Source organism: uncultured Victivallis sp., assembly GCF_944391105.1.
In the GTDB taxonomy this organism is placed as follows: domain Bacteria; phylum Verrucomicrobiota; class Lentisphaeria; order Victivallales; family Victivallaceae; genus Victivallis.
The window spans coordinates 18,545-36,109 of record NZ_CALXSK010000026.1; the positions used below are offsets into that span (position 1 = coordinate 18,545).

Here is a 17,565-nt window from a genome sequence, read left to right on the forward strand (position 1 = left end):
TTTTCTTTGCCGTTTTCGGGATCAAATTCCGATAAAAATTCGGAAAAAGTTACGGGGGGAAACTTGTTATTTCAGCGGGATGGTGTATAAGTATGTAAATGAACCGTGCCTGTGAAAGCGGTTTTTCCTGCGGCCGGGACGGAAAATCCAGCCGGACGCAAAGGCGGAATCAACAGGGTTTACATAAAATAACGAGGTGGGATGTGGAGCGAAAAAGTGACATTCGCGCGGAAATCGACAATGCCAGACTGATGACGAAGTTATCGGTCATCGGCGGAATCATCACAGTGGTTGTGCTGCTGGTTCCTGTGCTGATTTTCGGCGTGATTAAACCGGAACTGATCGGGTCGGATGTGTTCGCACTCGGTGTGATTCCATACTCTCTGGCGGTTGTTTTCGCATTTGCGGCGATGATTTACGGCATGTTGTCAACCGCGGCCGCACAGGAGGCCGAGGAGAAGCAGCTGCTGGAAAAACGCAATGATACTCATGCGCTGAATGTCGAGGAGGATGTCCGGTTTACGGCCGGTCGTTCGTTTGAAAACTACAAGAAATACACGCCTTACGTTCTTTCGATTCTCGGCGCCGTGCTCGTTGCGGGATTGCTGGTCGCCTTTTCGCGTTACTGGGACGGGCGGCTGGAGAAACCGGTTGTGGCGGACACGGTCTACGGGCCGGTTGCCTCGGCAGTTTTCGCCGCGCTGAGTCTGTTTGCGGGAGCGTTTTTCGTCGGTCAGTCGCGTCAGCCGGCGTTCCGGTGGCTGCGGGCGTTCGGAGCATGGCTGCTGGCCGGGTTTGTCATCATGTTCCTCTCGATGATCGTGACGGTATTCGCCTCCAGCGGCGGGCGTCTGGACGCGGTGGTCGCGCGGGTGATCTTTGTGATCCTTGCGATTCTCGGGGCGGAGTTCATCGTGAGTTTCGTCATTGAATTCTACCGGCCGCGGACCATGCGTGAAATGCGGCCGATTTTTGAGAGCAAACTGCTTTCGCTCTTCACCGAGCCGGGCGGAGTGATGCGGAACATTGCTCTGGCGCTTGACTACCAGTTCGGATTCAAGGTTTCCGGAACGTGGATTTACAGTTTTCTGGAGAGATCGTTTTTCCCTGTGGTGCTGTTCTGGGCGCTGATTTTCTGGGCGTTCACCATGATCCACGAGGTCGGGCCGAGTCAGGTGGGCATCAAGGAGCGTCTCGGCAAGGTCGTGAGTGAAGAGCCGCTTGCGCCCGGAATCTACTGGACGCTGCCGTATCCGTTCGGTGAGGTCAAACGCTTCAGCTGCACGGAGATCTATCAGGTCGTGATCGGTGAACTCCATGCCGATGGCGAGGAGGCCGCCGAAGAAGTTGCCGACGACGGGCACGGGCACTCCCGGCCGCAGAAGAAGAGTTCCGGCGAAAAGCCGACTCCGGTCGTGCTCTGGACTGCCGCACACGGGAGCGATGCGAACAATTTCATCGTCGCGGTCGATCCTGGAGTCCGCGGGGCGGCAGGTGAAGCCGGCGCTGAGGAGAACGAGGATCGCAACGCCGCATCGATTGCGTTCATCCGGATGATGATTCCGATCGATTACCGGATTCGCAACGTGATGGATTATGCGTACCGCAATGCCGATCCGGTCGCGACGCTGACCCGGATCGGGCAGCAGGCGGCGACCGAATATCTCGCGAGCACTTCGATCATGGACATCATGTCCAGCGGGCGTGGGACAGCGCAGGCCGCTTTGAAGGAGCGGATTCAGAAACTGGCCGACGAACACCACATCGGCATCGAGATCGTGAAGGTGATGATTCTCGACTCCCATCCGCCGGTGGAGAAGGTCGCTCCCGCGTTTCAGGATGTGATCGGTGCCATGGAGGAGAGAGAAGCAACCGTGCTGAAGGCCCAGGGGTACAGCGCCCGCACGATTCCGGAGGCGGAGGCGCAGGCTGCGCGGATCCGTTCCGAGGCCAAGGCGTATGAGTATCGTACGACGACGATCGCCGAGGCCGAGGCCGGGCGGTTCAATACGCAGCTGTCCACCTATCGGATCATGCCGCGCATGTTCCGGTTGAAGGCGTATCTCGATCTGCTGGAGAACGACTGCAGGGACATTCGGAAATTCATCATCGCCTCGGGGCTTGACAATGAGGTGTATCAGTTGAACTTCGAGACCAAACAGCAGCTTGACCTCATCGATGTCGATGCAAGTGCTCTGGGTGGAAATTAAAACGGAATCGGATCAATATCATTTCACATAAAGGGAGGTTTTCCAGGTATGGCAACGGGTAATTTCTTCAAACATTGGCCGACGATGCTGTTGGGCGTGGTGGTCGCGGTGATTCTTCTGATCGCGGTATTCTCCTATCAGTTGAATCAGACGGAGAGCGCGGTGGTGACCACGTTCGGGAGTCCGGCGGCGGTGACGGAGCCGGGATTGCATTTCCGCTGGCCGTTCCCGTTCCAGAAGATTTATAAATTCGATCACCGGATCCGCTGTTTCGAGGGCGGCTCCGGCAAGATCGAGGAGACGATGACCCGGGACGGGCAGAACATCCTGGTCGGGATCTACATCAACTACCGGATCAGTGCGGTGGAGAAGTTCTTCCGCACGCTTGAGAACATGACGAACGCCGAAGAGCGGTTAAACAGTCTCATGCGGTCGGCCAAGAACACGATTTTCGGACAATATCAGTTCAGCCAGATCATCAACACGGATCCGAAGCTCATGAAACTTGCGGAGATCCAGGACAAGATTCTTGCGCAGCTCAAATCCGATACCGCCGAATACGGAGTTGAGATCATCAGTGTCGGGATCAATACGATCAATGTGCCGGAGCGGATTTCCGACAAAGTGTTCGACCGGATGATCGAGGACCGGAAGGCCGAAGCCGAGAAGTATCTGGCCGAAGGAACCCGGATCGCGTCCGACATCCGGATCAAGGCGGATCAGGAGAAGGCCGTGCTTCTGGCGAAAGCCGAGGCCGAGGCTCGTGTGATCCGTGCGCAGGGCGACGCGGCGGCGGCGGAATATTACTCGGTTTTCAAGGAGAATCCGGATCTGGCCGAGTTTCTGCGCAAGCTGGACTCTCTGCGGCAGGTCATGCAGGGGCAGACGGTTCTGGTTCTCAACACCGATGTTGCTCCCTTCGACCTCCTGAAACCCGGTGCCGAGATGCTCGGACCGGTGAAAAAGGCCGCGGATGCGAAGGATGGAGAATAAGTCAAGATGGAAGAAACCAAAAGCGTAATCAAAGGCGAGTTCGACCGCTCCGGACAGTATGATTCCGGCTTGAAGTCGCTGGTGAAGAGCCTGCAGTGGGCATTCGCCTTTCTTCTGGTGGTCATCATCGGGCTCATGGTCTACTTTGTGACGGCGGGGGGATACTTCTCCGTGGAGCCGCAGCACGCGGTGATCGTGATGCAGTTCGGCAAGATCGAGAACACCTACACGTCCGACGGTCACTGGTTTCTGCCGTACCCGGTCAACCGCTGGGTGAAGGTGCGGACCAACCAGCAGTCGTTGCAGGTTAACTTCCTTCCGGCGGAGACGCCTGACGGGGCTCCGCCGCAGGCGCTGGTTCCCGGTAAGGACTCCTACCTCATGACGGGGGATGCGAATATCATCCATTCGACCTGGCGGGTGACTTACCACGTGGCGAATCCCGCGAAATACTATGAGACGCTGGCGACGCCGTTCAATCCGACCGATCCGGACACGCAGGAGATGGATGTCAACGGGTTTGTCGGCACGCGCGGTCCTCAGACGCTGCTGCGCAATCTGTTTCGCGCGGCGGTGATTCGTGTGACCTCCGAGAACACGGTCGATTCGATGCTGTACGGAGGTCGGGCGGCCTATTCGGATGCCGTTCGCAACGAATTTGCCCGGCAGCTTGTGGCGATCGACTGCGGCATTGAGGTCGACAACGTCACGCTTGAGCAGGTTTTTCCGCCGTTGAAGACGAAGGCGGCGTTCGACGAGGTCGCCGCGGCCTCCAATACGGTCGATTCGCTGCGCAGCAAGGCGGAACAGTATGCGGTGCAGACCGGAAACGAGGCGCTGGCCTCCAAGACGGAGCTGATTTCGAGTGCAACGACCTACAAGGAGATGGTGGTTTCGGAGGTGAAGGCCGAAAGCATCTATTTCCAGAAGATTCTGGAGCAGTACCGGAAGGATCCCGACACGGTTCTCATGACGCTCTACACCAGTACGCTTGCCGATGTGCTGCAGAAGCAGCAGGGGAAATACATTCTCGGCTCCTCCGGAACCGGGACGAAGCAGGTTCGGCTCCTGCTCAATCATGAACAGAAGAAACAGCAGGCTCCCGCCGGTGACGCCGCGGAGGAGAAATAATCATGGCTGAAATTGTGAAAAACGGACATCAACACACGGAAAACTGCTCCTGCGGCTGCCATGACCACAATCATGAGCATGCACATGACCATGAGCATGAACACGAGCCGCGCGGCTACTGCCCCTGCGGGCATGATGCGGTCGATGGCGGAGTGGGGCACGACCGGGCGATGGGTCGGATCTTTTTTGCGATCCTCGGCGGTTTGCTGACGGTCAACTCGTTCCTGCTGGACTGGCTTCTGCCGGAGCAGGAGTTCGCATCGAAGATGAGTGCGCTGTTCGGCGCATTTGTTCTGGCGTTTCCGATCATCGTTACCGCGATCAAGGATCTGATCAACGGCAAAGTTTATATGAACGAGCTTGTTGCGCTTGCGATTCTGGCGGCGCTTGCGAGTGCGGATTTTCAGACGGCGGGCATCATCGCGTTCTTCCTGCTTCTGACGATCATCATCGAGACGCGGACTGCCAGCGGCGCGCAGCGGTCGATTGAAGAGCTGATCAAATTGACGCCGAACACGGCGCGCCGTCTCGACGGAGATACGCGGTCGGAAGTTGAGGTGCAGGTGACCGAGCTGAAGATTGGTGACCGCATCCGGGTCCGTCCCGGCGAAAACTTCCCTGTGGATGCGCGGATCGTTTCCGGCGAGAGTACGGTCAATCAGGCGTCGATCACCGGTGAATCGCTGCCGGTGGACAAGAGTGTCGGTGACGATGTGTTCGCCGGTACGCAGAACCTGACCGGCCTGGTCGATCTCGAAGTGACGAAGGTCGGCGAGGATACCACGCTCGGAAAAGTCAAGGAGATGATTCTCCAGGCGGAACAGAGCCGGACACCGGTGGTGCGGATCATCGACCGTTACGCGGGATATTACACTCCGACGGTGCTGATGCTGGCCCTGATCACCTGGTATTTTTCGAACGGGGACATGAACCGGGTCATTACTCTGATGGTGATCTCGTGCCCGTGCGCGGTGGTGCTTGCGACGCCGACGGCGGTGGTCGCTGCGGTTGCGGCTGCGGCCCGTCTCGGAATCTTCATCAAGAATGTGGCGCACCTGGAGCTTGCGAGCAAAATCACGGCATTTGTGTTCGACAAGACCGGCACGCTGACCGACGGTCTGCTCTCGGTGGTGAAGCTCAACCCGTTCGGCGATGTTTCACCGGCTGAGCTTCTGAAGGTTGCGGCTACGGCGGAGCAGTACAGCAACCACCCGACGGCGGTGGCGTTGCAGAAACTGGCGGAGGAGGCATCGCTTGATCTGGATTCCGCGAGTGATTTTCAGGAGACGCCGGGCAAGGGTGTGACTGCGAAGATCAACGGCATCGTCTGCATGGTCGGCCGCGCGAACTGGCTGGCCGAGCAGGGAGTGGTGCTTCCGGACAAACACGATGCCGATACCGAAGGCATGAGTGTGATGTACGTGGTGAGCAACGGCCGGATGCTTGGCTGGATCGGTTTGAAAGACAAGCTCCGCCGCGAATCTCCCGCGATGATCGCGGATCTGCGGCGTCTCGGCGTGCGGTTCATTGCGATGGTGACCGGTGACCGCAAGTCGGTGGCGGAGTCGGTGGCGTCCCAGCTTCAGATTGACGAATTCCGCAGCGAATGTCTGCCGGAAGGGAAGGTGGAGTTCGTGGAACGGATCAAGGAGAGTTCGCGGGTTGCGGTTGTCGGCGACGGTGTGAACGATGCCCCGGCGCTGGCTGCGGGAGATCTCGGCATCGCAATGGGCGCGATCGGCAGTGACGTGGCGATCAACAGTGCCTCGATCGCGTTGATGACCAACGATCTCCGGCGGATTCCGATGCTGGTGTACCTGTCGCGCAAATCGCGGATGATCATCAACCAGAACCTTGCGTTTGGAATGTTGTTTGTATTCGGCGGTATCCTGCTTTCGGTGTTCGGATGGATGACGCCGATCTGGGCCGCTGTATTGCATGCCGGCAGTACACTCATCATCATCTTCAACAGTGCGCGTCTGGTGCGTACCGGTGAGGAGCTGACGCTTGAGGAGCAGGCGCAGAGCCTGAATGATGCGGCGGAAGCGGAAGAATAATCCATATCTATCATTTGAGGAATCGATCATACGATGGCTGAACAGCGTGAATCAATCGTAAGAGCCGTTGGGCTCACCAAGGTGTTCCGGGATTTCTGGGGCCGCCCGAAGGCGAAGGCGGTGAACGACATCTCGTTCACCATTGAGCCGGGCGAAGTGATCGGTCTGCTCGGGCCGAACGGCTCCGGGAAATCGACCACGGTGAAGATGCTACTCGGGCTTCTGTACCCGACGGGGGGAGTTCTGAATGTGCTGGGGCGTTCGCCCCGTGCGGTTGAGACCAAGCGCGAGATCGGTTATCTTCCGGAGGAGTCGTATCTGTACAAATACCTGACGGCGGAGGAGACGCTGGACTTCTTCGGTTCGCTGTTCAATCTGTCGCGTGCGGACCGGAAGATGCGCATTGAGCAGTTGCTTGACATGGTCGGCATGGCGCATGCGCGGCGTCGCCGCGTCGGAGAGTTTTCGAAGGGCATGGCACGCCGGATCGGATTGGCTCAGGCGATGATCAACGATCCGGAATTTCTGATTCTGGATGAACCGACCTCCGGTCTTGATCCGCTTGGCTGCAAAGAGGTCAAGGATCTGATTCTGACGTTGAAAAAGCGCGGCAAGACCGTGTTGATCACCAGTCATCTGCTCAGCGATATTGAGGATGTCTGCGACCGGGTGATCATTCTTTACGGCGGCAAGGTTCGCGCGATGGGCGAACTCAATGATCTTTTGACGGTTTCGGACGAGAACCGCATTGTGACGCCGGCGCTTCCGGCCGCGGCGATGAACGAGGTTCTGCGGATTTTGCGGGAGAATCTTCATGGCGAGGAGTTCCGGGTGGATCATCCCCGCCGTACGCTGGAGGAGTTCTTCCTCGATGTGATTGCGAAGGCGAAGTCGGACAAGGTGGAGACCGCCGGCGTGGCCGGCGGCGGAAAAATCGCCGAATATCTGTCGCGCGGCGACGAGAAATCGGCTGTGCTGGAGTCACTGGTTCAGGAGGTTTCCGCTCCTGCGGCTGAGGCTTCGGCGCCCGCTCCCGCTGAGTCGGAAACGCAGCGGGAGGAAAACGTCGGGAAGAAACTTGAGCAGCTGACCGAAGAACCGAAGCCGGTTGTTCCGGAGCCCGAGAAGGCGGAAGTCAAGGAGGATCAGAACCTCAGGGAGGCCGATGCCAGGCTCAACGATATTCTGGGTAATCGTAAATGAAATCTTTCTGGGCAATTGTAAAACTGACCTTCCGCAATGCGTTGCGGTCTCACATCTTCCAGCTGCTGCTGCTGGTTTTGCTGTTGGCGGTCATCATCATTCCGTCGACGGTCTCCGGCGACGGAACAGCGGGAGGATTCATCCAGGTTTCTCTGTTGTACAGTCTGTCGGCAGTCAGCTGGATTCTCGCATTGTCGTCGATCTGGCTGGGGTGTTATGCGATGACGCAGGACATCGACAATTACCAGTTGCACATGGTGGTGACGAAACCCGTGTCGCGGCTTCGGATCTGGCTGGCGAAATGGGTGGGCGTTTATCTTGTGCATCTGATTCTGCTGCTGGTGGCTACGACTGCGATCTACTTTATCATTCTTTACAAGTACAATGCGCAGGATTTTTCGCCGGAGGAACGTGAAAAAATCCGCAATGAAGTGATGGTCGGACGACGGGTATTCTGGCCGGAGCGGGTCGATCTCGAAAAGGAGAGCCAGGAGCTGGTGAAAGCGAAGATTGCCCGGATGCGTGCCAACGGGCAGGATCCGGATACGTCGACATCCGCGCAGGACAAAATGCTCAAAGAGGCCCGTCTGGAGATCATGAGCCGGGATTCCGAGGTTGAATTCAACAAGCAGAAGGAGTTTGTCTTCAACGGCATTCCGCATGATTTGGATAAACCGCTGTATTTGCGTTACCGTCCTTACGTCGGCAAGATGTCGAGTGAGGGACAGCGTATGACCCGTTCCCTCTGGATTGTCGGTATTCCGAAGCGGGTCGAGGACACGGGGACGGCGGAGAACGTATTTGAACAGGCGAACCGCAAAGAGCGTTACATGTATGTGCCGCAGGTGATGTCGGAGTATCCTGAACAGGTCATGTCCGGTGAATTTCATGAGAAAGTGATTCCGCCCAGCTGGAAGGTGATCTCGTATGACGGAACCGTGTCGTTTGTGTACATGAATTTTGACGACTCGGGGGAAAAGCAGTATTTTCAGCCTGGAGACGGACCGAAGTTGCTGGTAGAAGTGACCGGGTTCTTTGAAAATTATATGCGTGCCGTGGCGGTTATCGCGCTTGAGTTGTTGATCCTTTGCGGGCTCGGGTGTGCGTTCGGCGGGATTCTGACGCTGCCGACGGCGATTTTTGTCGCGGTGTCGTACATGTTGTTCGGGAGTATTGCCATTGCCATGGTCAATCAGGAGTATCTGGCGGGGGTGGCGGATCATTTTGGACAGTTGATCGCCAAGGGGCTGCTCTTTATTGTGATTCCGCTGCAGGCGTTTGATGTTTCCGGACTGGTGGCGAACGGCGAGGTCGTGGAGTTGTCCTTCTTCTGGCAGCTGTTCAGGGATTATTTTATCAGCCGGGCATTGCCGCTGTTTGTGCTCGGGATGATACTGTACCGGCGGCGTGAACTTGGATTGGTGATACGCAAATGAGTAAATTCCGAACTCTTGTCATGTATTTCGTGCTGGTGTGCGTGACGCTCGTGCTTCTTTTCGGAGTGGGGCGGGTTGAGAACCGTCTTGACAAAGCCGTTGCGGAACACAATCTTCGTTTCACCGGTCAGATCAAAAACGCCCCCCCGCTGGTGACATTCACGACCGTGGCGCTCGGCAGTTTCCGGGGACTTGTGGCGGATTTGTTGTGGCTGCGCGCGGGCTCGTTGCAGGAGAAGGGCAGTTACTTCGAAATGGTTCAGCTTGCGCGCTGGATCACCGATCTGCAGCCGACCTTTTCCGGAGCGACGGCCTATCTGGCCTGGAATATGGCGTACAACATATCTGTGACATGTTCTAGTTTTGAGGACCGGTGGCGCTGGGTCAACGAAGGGATCAAGCTGATCCGGGATCAGGCGATCGAGTACAATCCTGAAGATCCAGTTCTCTACAAAGAACTGGCATGGATTTTCCAGCATAAGCTTGGAAACATCATGGATGACGCGAACCTCTACTATAAGAACCGGCTTGCCCTTCTGGTCACGAATGTGGTCGGGTTCAATCCGGACTGGGAGGGAATGGCTGCCGCTCCGGACAGTGAACGCGAGTTTCTGAAGGCGTATCCCGAGGATCATCGGATCTGGAAAGCGGCGAAAGCTGCCGGATATGAGAATTACGCGATGCTTTACGCCGCATTCAAATCCACGGAACCGGCGGCGCTGCCGCAGCCTTTCGTGAACCGCATTGCGGATGATGAGGAACTCGTCAAGAAGCTGAAGAATTATTTCCATGCGGAGTATCTGCGGGAAAAGCTCAAGCTCGACTCGAAACTGATTGTGGAGATCAATAAGGAGTACGGCGAGATGGACTGGCGTGTTCCCGAGTCGCAGGCGATTTACTGGGCGACGATGGGCATCAAACGGACGCCGGGTCATAAGGATCTCAGCTGCGACCGGGTCATTACGCAGTCGCTTTTCGAAGCGTTCCGCAGCGGCCGGATTCTGATGGTTGACGAGACTTCGTTCGAGACGATCACGCTTGTTCCGAACCTCAAACTTGTTGATGCCGTGTTTGACCGGTACAAGGAGGTGCAGGAAATTTACGAGAAGGACAACCAGTATTCGACGTTCCGCAGTGCCCGGATCAATTTCATCAAGGAAGCGATTTCGACCCTGTGGAACTACGGAAGTTTCAGCAAGGCGGCTGAATATTACAAGAAGCTGCAGACGGAGGAACCCAATTTGCACAAGCTGCCGCTGGAGGCGTTTGTCATGCAGCAGTGGGCGGAAGAGGTGCGTGATGCGAGCGTGAAGAAAGCCAGTGAAATTGTTTCCGGCCTGATCTGGCGGAGTTTGTACTATCTGATTTACAACGATCAGGATGCGGCGGTTGCGAATGAGCGCATGGCACGTTACGTCTACAACAAGTATCAGAAGGAAATGGGCGGAGATGCCCGTACGACTCTGCCGCCGTACAATGAAATGAAGAAATCGATGGTTGAGACGCTCAGCAAGACGTTGAACCCGGTTCTGGCGGAGATTTTGAAGCAGAGAGTTCTGGAGGATCAGGCGGCGGCTCCGGCGGTCGGCCCGCAGAAGTCGGATCAATAGCAGGGACGCGGGGAGCGGGAAAGGAATTCCGCCGGCAGTGCGGCCCGCTTTCCGGTTCGAATCGCCCGAGTCGGGCAGAAGTGAGAAAACGTTGGAGGAATGGTTTATATTTTTCGGGGCCATCGCGGTGGCGATGGTCATGTCGCACATCTGTTCTCTGATGGAAGCGGCACTGCTGAGCATCACTCCGAGCCAGCTTGCGGAGTTGCGGCAGAAGAGTCCGAAGATCGGGCAGATCTGCCAGGCTTTGAAGCATGACATCGAAAAGCCGATTGCGGTGATTCTGATCGTCAATACCGCGGCGCACACGATCGGCGCGGCTGTGGCGGGCGGTGCCGTCAGCGAGACGATCGGCAATCAGTACATGGGTGTGTTCACCATCCTCTTCACGCTTTTGATGGTGCAGTACACGGAAATTCTGCCAAAGACGCTTGGCGTGCGGTTCAACCAGAAGGTGATGCGTTACGCGGCCCGGCCGTTGCAGGTGTCGATCTGGATACTGCTGCCGTTGATCCGTCTTACGCATTTCATCAATCGACCGTTTGAGCGGCGGCGTCCGGAGCGCCCGAGCACGGCCGATGAGATTTCAGCGCTGGCGGCGCTGGCGCGCAGTTCACAGGTGATTTCGACGCGGCAGGAGCGGATCATCCGGGCGGTGCCGAGGTTGTCGGAGCGTACGGCTTCGAAGGTGATGCTGCCGGTGGAGAACATTTCCTTTCTGAGTTCCGACCAGACGGTTTCCGATGCGATCAGTGCGACCGGAACCGACTTTCACACGCGTTATCCGGTCTGCGACGAAGGGAATCGGGACAAGGTTCTCGGGTATGTGAACTTCAAGGAGCTGGTTGCAACGCAGCGGACGCATCCGGGGGCGCAGCCATTGACGGATATTCTGCGTCCCATCGCGTTTGCGGATCCGGATGACACGGCGTCGGAACTGCTCGAACGATTTGCCAGTCAGCACTGCCACATGACGATCGTGCGCGATCCGGAGAACGGGAAGACGCTCGGTCTGGTGACGCTGGAGGACATTGTCGAAGAGCTGCTCGGTGATCTGGATGACGAGTTTGATCCGCTGCCGCGGACGTTCTACTCGCCGAGCGAATTCTTCTGGGTGGTCGGCGGTGGTGTGCCGATGACGCTTCTGACGCGTGATACGCATCTTGATCTGCCGCGGAGAGCCGAGCCGGTTGCCGTCTGGTTTGCGCGGATGCTGAAGCGTCCGCCGAAGGTGGGAGACACGATCCGCCACGGCAATGCGGAGTTTTACGTGCGAAAGATCCGACGCGGGCAGGTGTGGGAGTTTAATTTGAAACGGATCAAATTCGAGGGATGAGTCGCATGGTTCGGAGTTTGCTTCTGACGGGATGTGTTGCGCTTTTTTGCGTTGCCGGGTGCATTGATTTCGAGTATGTCGGCCGTGAGTTTGAGCCGACGCCGATTTCGGATCCGGTCACTTACTATGTAAATCGCGAACAGTTGCCTCCGGGTGAGTTCCGGATCATGGGACGGGCCGAGATCTCCGCTCCGGACGGCACGGATGGATATGACATTCAGGAGCTGCTGCTGGAGAAGGCCCGGGCGTTCGGGGCGGACGCCGTCTGTCTGGTGAGCGCCCGGAAAGTCCCGGTTGGATATTATCCGCGCGAGGAGGTCAACCAGGGGCCTCAATTCCCGCTCGATCCTGCGAATGTGGATTTTCCCGGGGCGCCGGAACCTTTGGCTGCGGAGCTGCAGGAATTCGGGCAGCCGCAGACGCTGAGCAGCACGATGGGAACACGCCTTGAGGTGGAAGTCAAGGCGCTTTTCCTCAAGAAAAAAACGGAGCTGGAACGGTTGACCGCCGAGCAGGATCAGGAGCTGGACGAGATTCTCGGTGAACCTTCCGAACCTTCGCGTCAGGCTGTTCCGAAGAAGGATGTTCCGCCGGACGCGGAGGTCCCGGACGCGGAGGTTCAGGAAGCGGAGGAGGGGATTCCGGCCGCTTCTGCCGATGATGCGGCGCCGGTTCCGGTTCAGGAGTAGGATTCCAGCGTGCGCGCGACTTCGTCCGGGGAGAGTTCCCGGAACGCTCCCGACGGGAGGTCACCGAGTTCGAGGGCGCCGATTCGGATTCTTCGCAGTTCGATGGTGGGGGCGCCGACGGCGGCGGTGAGCCGCCGGATTTCACGTTTGCGTCCTTCGTTGAGAACGATCCGGTAACGGCATTTCCCGATGCGTTCTATTGAGATGACGCGGAGGAGTTCCCCCTGGTCGAAGATTCCGGATCGGATTCTGGAGAGTTCGGCCGCAGAGAGGTCGCGGGTGATGCGGACGAGGTAGGTTTTGAGGATTTCGTGTCGCGGATGAGTAATTTGTGCGACATAATCTCCGTCGTTGGAGAAGAGAATCATCCCTTCGCTCTCCTTGTCGAGCCGTCCTGCGGAAAAGAGGCGCACCGGCGGATTGAGCCGGATCAGGTCGACGGCTTTCAGAGGAGCGTGAGGGTCGGAGTTCGTGCAGACGTAGCCGCGTGGTTTGTTCAGCATGATGTAGTGAAATGTGGCGGTCGGTGTGACCGGTTTTCCGTCGAGGGAGACGATGTCGGCGGAAGAGACCCGGAAGCCGGGTTCGAGGACGCTCCTGCCGTTGACGGTCACGCGCCCCGCCTTGACGAGATCTCCTGCGGCACGGCGCGAGGCGACTCCGGACGCACTGAGGAATTTAACCAGTCGTTCCTGCTGTTCGGACATTGTTTCACGGCTCCTGTTTTGACATCGACATAGATTACACCGGAAAGCGGAATTTTGCAATGGAAAATGAAGGAAAACTTTATCTGGTCAGCACGCCGATCGGCAACCTTGAGGACATCACGCTGCGGGCGCTGAATGTGTTGAGGAGTGTAGACCTGATCGCGGCGGAGGATACGCGTCATACGCGGCAGTTGTTGACGCATTTCGACATTCACACCAGGCTTGAGAGCTTTCATGCGTTCAATGAACACCGCAAAACCGAGGGGCTCATTGCGCAGATCCGGGGAGGGCTCAAGGTCGCGTCTGTCTCGGACGCCGGAACCCCTTCGATCGCTGATCCGGGATTTTTTCTTGTGCGGGAAGCGGTTCGGAATGGAATTGTTCCGGAGGTGATTCCGGGGGTGTCCGCGTTGACATTTGCGGCGACCGCGTCGGCGCTGCCGGTGGACAAGTTTGCGTTTTTCGGATTTCCGCCGGTCAAATCAGGGCGGCGGAGGAAATTCTTTGAAGCGATTCGCGAGGAAGGGAAGACGGTCTTTTTCTTCGAATCTCCGCACCGGATTGCGAAGACGCTCCCGGAGCTGGCGGAAATCGTGGGCGGCGACGCGCAGGTCGCCGTCATCCGCGAGGCCACGAAACTGCATGAGGAGATTCTGCGCGGGAGTGCCGCAGAACTTGCGGCCGCTGCGGCCGGACGTCAGTGGCGCGGCGAATTCGTGATCGGGGTTCACCCTTCCGGGGCCGCCGAAACGGAGGAGGAGTCCGGTGAGTGACTCCCCCGGTACGGGGGGGCGCAGGAGTTCCGCACGACCAGCCGGGTGGGGAGGATTGTGCGCGGCAGCGGCGTTTTTTTCTGCAGAAACGCGTCGAGCGCTTCCGCGGCGAGATAGCCGGCCTGTTCCATGTCGTGCCGGACGGTTGTGAGCGGCGGCTCCAGAAAGACGGCAAACGGATTGTCGTCGAATCCGGTGATCGACAGCTCTTCGGGGATCTTTCTGCCAAGCTGGCGTGCGGCGGCCATGGCTCCCGCGGCGATTTCATCATTGGCGGCCATGACTGCCGTGATGTCGGGCGCATCCTTCAGCAGTTCGGTCAAGGCGTAACGGCCGTATTCCATTTCGTTGCAGCTTACCGGGCAGGAGTTGAGGTGGAGTTGCGGATCCGGATCCAGCCCGATTTCCGCAAGGGCGTTCCTCCACGCCAGAAATCGCTGCCGATGGTTTTCGGTCGGAGTCCGGCTGCCGAGACAGCCGATGCGGCGGTGGCCGATCCCGGTCAGAAAACGCGCCGCTTCGAGCGCTCCGGAGTAGGAGTCGTTATCGATGAACCCGCAACCCGGCAGCGAGGTCGTTTCGTCGACGAGCATGATCGGCAGCCCCGCGTCCGCAAGTTTCGGGAGTCCTTCGGCAAAATGGGCCGGTACAAGCAGAATCACGCCGGAACACTGCTGGTCGCGGATGAGATCGAGCAGTTTCCCCGTTTCCAATGTCGGATGGATCACCGCAGTGGCCGAGAGTGTTCCCTTTTGAACGTAGCGATAGATTCCGGAGAGCACGCCTGCCAGATACGGAGAGACCTCTCCCCGGCCCGATACCACCGCAATTCGCGGCAGTCGGCTGGCCGGATATGCCGGACGGAAATGGTATTTTTCAAGCAGCCCGGCAACTCTCGTACGCACGGTTTCACTGACACCGGCACGGTTGTTGATTGCCCGCGATACCGCCGACGGCGAAATTCCGAGTTCTGCGGCGATGCTTGTGACGCTGACTGTTTTGGGTTTTCTTGACATGCCATATACCATAACTGGATTTTGTCGTTTTTCAATTCTTTTGCGCAAAAAAAATCATTCCGATTTTAAATCCCCCTTGCAAAATGGGGCGGGAGCGGCTATACTAACCTTGATAACGATATTTTGCGCAAGAAATGGAGGTTGCGATGCAGTACATACCGGAGGGGGGATGGCGTCTCTCGTTCAGGCATCCGGGGAGTGGTGAGGAGATGACGATTCCGGCGCGGGTGCCGGGAAATATTGCGGCGGATCTGCATCGGGCCGGGGTGATCCCGGATCCTTATTTCGGCAGCAATGCGGATCTGCTGCGGGAGTGGGAGTTTGTTGACTTCACTTTCACGGTGGCGTTCCGGGTGACCGAAATTGCGCCCGGGGAGCGGCTTGCGCTGGTGTTTGAGGGGGTCGATACTGCGGCGGAAGCATTTTTGAACGGTGCTTCTCTGGGCAGAATGGAGAATATGTTCATCGAACACCGCTTTGATGTGACCGGAAAGCTCCATTGCGATGGAACGGACGAGCTTGCCGTCGTGATCCGCAGTGCCGTGAATTCCGCACGTAAATATCGGCGCTCGCCCGGGACGTTTGCCCAATTGTACAACTTTGAAGGATTGTATCTGCGCAAGGCGGGACACACGTTCGGGTGGGACATCGCGCCGCGCATTGTTCTCGGCGGACTCTGGCGCGGAGTCGGGATCGAGCGGATTCCGGAACACCGCTGGAGCGATGTTTTGCTTTACACCGTTTCTGCCTCGAAGAGCGTGGCGCGCCTGGCGCTCGACTGGAGTTTTGAGAGTTCCGCGGAACAGTTGACCGGATTTGAAGCGAAACTTACGCTGACGCATGGTGCGAAACGGTTCGAAAAACAATTTCGGCTTCTTTTCACAACCGGGCACACGGTATTCGACGTTCCGGAACCTGATCTCTGGTACACGCATGGTCTGGGTGAGAGCGCTCTATACGATGTGACGCTCGAATTGCTGCGCAACGGGGAAAGACTTGCCGAGAAGCGGTTCCGCACCGGGATTCGCACCGTGCAGCTGGAACGGACGGAAGCGCTCGCGGCGGACGGTTCGGGGCAGTTTCGCTTCCTGCTGAATGGGGAACCGCTCTTCGTTCTCGGTTCGAACTGGGTGCCGGTCGAAGCGATGCACGGCGAGGAGCGCGGGCGTGTGCGGAGGACGCTCGAACTTTTTACGGATCTGGGCTGCAATATGATCCGCTGCTGGGGGGGGGGTGTTTACGAAGATCATGAGTTCTTCGATTACTGCGATGAGAACGGTCTGCTTGTCTGGCAGGATTTCATGCTTGCCTGCGAGATTCCGCCGCAGGACGACGACTTCTGCCGTCGGATGGAAGAGGAGGCTGTCGCGGTTGTGACGAAACTGCGGAATCATCCTTCGCTCGCGCTCTGGTGTGGCGACAACGAGTGTGATGAGGCTGTGCTCTGGCGCGGGGATCAGATGCTTCCCTCCGAAAACCGCATCACGCGCGAAGTGCTCAAGCGGGTGGTTCGTTCTTACGATCCGGGGCGCGACTACCTGCCGAGTTCACCGTATCTTGTGGACGGCTCCGTCAAGATCGGCAGTTCGGCCGGGGCGCCGGAACAGCATCTCTGGGGGCCGCGTGACGAGTACAAGGGGGATTTCTACCGGTTGAACACGGCCTGTTTCGCGAGTGAAACGGGATACCACGGAATGCCGTGCACGGAAAGTCTGAAAAAATTTCTTTCGCAGGACCATCTTTTTCCGAAGGTCGGCGATCCGGAGTATCTCACTCACGCCGCACAGCCGTTTGGAGATCCGGAGGGGCCGTATGCGTATCGGATCAGGCTGTTCCTCGATCAGATCGTGAACACGTTCGGGGAGATTCCGGAAGAGCTCGAACGGCTGGTTGCCGCCTCACAGATCGTGCAGGCCGAGGCGCTGAAGTTCTTCATTGAGAACTTCCGCTTTCACAAATGGCGCAAGACCGGAATTCTCTGGTGGAATGTCGCAGATTGCTGGCCGCAGATTTCCGATGCGGTGGTCGACTACTATTATGAGAAGAAACTTGCTTATTTCTACATCAGAAACGTACAGCAGCCGGTGCTGCTGATGATGGGGGAACCGGCGGCATGGCAGTGCCCGCTGCGGCTCGACAACAATCTGCCGCGGGCGGTCTCGGGGGCGTACCGGGTCAGCGACCTGCTGACCGGTGAGGAGTTCGTCTCGGGCCGGTACGAATGCGCCGCAAACTCCGGCGCGGATCTCGGTGCGCTGCGGGTCTCGACCGGGGTTCACCGCATGTACCTGCTGGAATGGGAGGTGGACGGTGTGTGGAAACGCAATCACTACCTGCTCGGCCGGGCCCCGTACGATCTCGACTTTTACCTGCAGTGCCGGGAAAAACTCGCCATCGGATGAAA

At 57.8% G+C, this 17,565-nt stretch carries 13 protein-coding genes; 11 read left to right on the plus strand and 2 right to left on the minus strand.

All coding sequences use genetic code 11. The features are described from left to right. Positions 1–203 precede the first annotated feature (203 nt). The 9 genes from Q0K10_RS09275 to Q0K10_RS09315 are packed head-to-tail and all read left to right on the plus strand — an operon-like array spanning position 204 to position 12,665. Positions 204–2,210 (plus strand): hypothetical protein, encoded by a 2,007-nt coding sequence (locus tag Q0K10_RS09275; protein WP_294506210.1) that lies wholly within the window; start codon positions 204–206, stop codon positions 2,208–2,210. 48 nt (positions 2,211–2,258) lie between these two features. After that, the gene (locus tag Q0K10_RS09280; protein ID WP_294506212.1) at positions 2,259–3,203 is read left to right on the plus strand and encodes a protease modulator HflC; all 945 of its coding nucleotides are present in this window, start codon (positions 2,259–2,261) and stop codon (positions 3,201–3,203) included. Positions 3,204–3,209: 6 nt separating this feature from the next. Continuing rightward, entirely contained in the window at positions 3,210–4,334 is a 1,125-nt protein-coding gene (locus Q0K10_RS09285; protein ID WP_294506215.1) for an SPFH domain-containing protein, read from the plus strand. Between the two features lie 2 nt (positions 4,335–4,336). Continuing rightward, positions 4,337–6,391 (plus strand): cation-translocating P-type ATPase, encoded by a 2,055-nt coding sequence (locus Q0K10_RS09290; protein WP_294506217.1) that lies wholly within the window; start codon positions 4,337–4,339, stop codon positions 6,389–6,391. A 33-nt stretch (positions 6,392–6,424) separates the two neighbouring features. Beyond that, on the plus strand, positions 6,425–7,594 hold the full coding sequence (locus tag Q0K10_RS09295) for an ABC transporter ATP-binding protein (protein WP_294506219.1): 1,170 nt from the start codon (positions 6,425–6,427) through the stop codon (positions 7,592–7,594). After that, the gene (locus Q0K10_RS09300) at positions 7,591–9,030 is read left to right on the plus strand and encodes an ABC transporter permease (protein WP_294506221.1); all 1,440 of its coding nucleotides are present in this window, start codon (positions 7,591–7,593) and stop codon (positions 9,028–9,030) included. The genes Q0K10_RS09295 and Q0K10_RS09300 overlap by 4 nt, the downstream gene beginning before the upstream one ends. Continuing rightward, positions 9,027–10,640 carry a hypothetical protein gene (locus Q0K10_RS09305; protein ID WP_294506223.1) on the plus strand — a complete coding sequence of 538 codons (1,614 nt, stop codon included), beginning with the start codon at positions 9,027–9,029 and terminating at the stop codon, positions 10,638–10,640. Before Q0K10_RS09300 ends, Q0K10_RS09305 begins: the two co-directional genes overlap by 4 nt. 37 nt (positions 10,641–10,677) lie before the next feature. Further along, positions 10,678–11,976 (plus strand): hemolysin family protein, encoded by a 1,299-nt coding sequence (locus Q0K10_RS09310; RefSeq protein ID WP_294506225.1) that lies wholly within the window; start codon positions 10,678–10,680, stop codon positions 11,974–11,976. 5 nt (positions 11,977–11,981) lie between these two features. Then, positions 11,982–12,665: a hypothetical protein gene (locus Q0K10_RS09315; protein WP_294506227.1), complete on the plus strand. Its 684-nt coding sequence runs from the start codon at positions 11,982–11,984 to the stop codon at positions 12,663–12,665. Here the strand turns inward: Q0K10_RS09315 and Q0K10_RS09320 are convergent. Then, positions 12,656–13,372, minus strand: coding sequence for a pseudouridine synthase (locus Q0K10_RS09320; protein WP_294506229.1), 717 nt, complete (start codon positions 13,370–13,372; stop codon positions 12,656–12,658). The two genes, Q0K10_RS09315 and Q0K10_RS09320, sit on opposite strands and share 10 nt — an antisense overlap. 59 nt (positions 13,373–13,431) lie before the next feature. On the opposite strand from Q0K10_RS09320, the gene rsmI reads away from it, so the two are divergent. After that, a complete protein-coding gene (gene rsmI / locus Q0K10_RS09325; protein ID WP_294506231.1) occupies positions 13,432–14,145 on the plus strand; it encodes a 16S rRNA (cytidine(1402)-2'-O)-methyltransferase in 714 nt (237 codons plus the stop codon). Here the strand turns inward: rsmI and Q0K10_RS09330 are convergent. Further along, positions 14,100–15,161 carry a LacI family DNA-binding transcriptional regulator gene (locus tag Q0K10_RS09330; RefSeq protein WP_294506234.1) on the minus strand — a complete coding sequence of 354 codons (1,062 nt, stop codon included), beginning with the start codon at positions 15,159–15,161 and terminating at the stop codon, positions 14,100–14,102. The two genes, rsmI and Q0K10_RS09330, sit on opposite strands and share 46 nt — an antisense overlap. 146 nt (positions 15,162–15,307) lie before the next feature. On the opposite strand from Q0K10_RS09330, the gene Q0K10_RS09335 reads away from it, so the two are divergent. Beyond that, complete coding sequence (locus Q0K10_RS09335) at positions 15,308–17,563, plus strand: hypothetical protein (RefSeq protein WP_294506236.1); 2,256 nt, start codon at positions 15,308–15,310, stop codon at positions 17,561–17,563. Positions 17,564–17,565: the final 2 nt, after the last annotated feature.

Coding starts and splice junctions, on each gene's coding strand:
- Q0K10_RS09280 (WP_294506212.1), top strand. CDS start 2,259: ATGGCAACGGGTAATTTCTTCAAACATTGGCCGACGATGCTGTTGGGC.
- Q0K10_RS09285 (WP_294506215.1), top strand. CDS start 3,210: ATGGAAGAAACCAAAAGCGTAATCAAAGGCGAGTTCGACCGCTCCGGA.
- Q0K10_RS09290 (WP_294506217.1), top strand. CDS start 4,337: ATGGCTGAAATTGTGAAAAACGGACATCAACACACGGAAAACTGCTCC.
- Q0K10_RS09295 (WP_294506219.1), top strand. CDS start 6,425: ATGGCTGAACAGCGTGAATCAATCGTAAGAGCCGTTGGGCTCACCAAG.
- Q0K10_RS09300 (WP_294506221.1), top strand. CDS start 7,591: ATGAAATCTTTCTGGGCAATTGTAAAACTGACCTTCCGCAATGCGTTG.
- Q0K10_RS09305 (WP_294506223.1), top strand. CDS start 9,027: ATGAGTAAATTCCGAACTCTTGTCATGTATTTCGTGCTGGTGTGCGTG.
- Q0K10_RS09315 (WP_294506227.1), top strand. CDS start 11,982: ATGGTTCGGAGTTTGCTTCTGACGGGATGTGTTGCGCTTTTTTGCGTT.
- Q0K10_RS09320 (WP_294506229.1), bottom strand. CDS start 13,372: ATGTCCGAACAGCAGGAACGACTGGTTAAATTCCTCAGTGCGTCCGGA.
- rsmI (WP_294506231.1), top strand. CDS start 13,432: ATGGAAAATGAAGGAAAACTTTATCTGGTCAGCACGCCGATCGGCAAC.
- Q0K10_RS09330 (WP_294506234.1), bottom strand. CDS start 15,161: ATGTCAAGAAAACCCAAAACAGTCAGCGTCACAAGCATCGCCGCAGAA.
- Q0K10_RS09335 (WP_294506236.1), top strand. CDS start 15,308: ATGCAGTACATACCGGAGGGGGGATGGCGTCTCTCGTTCAGGCATCCG.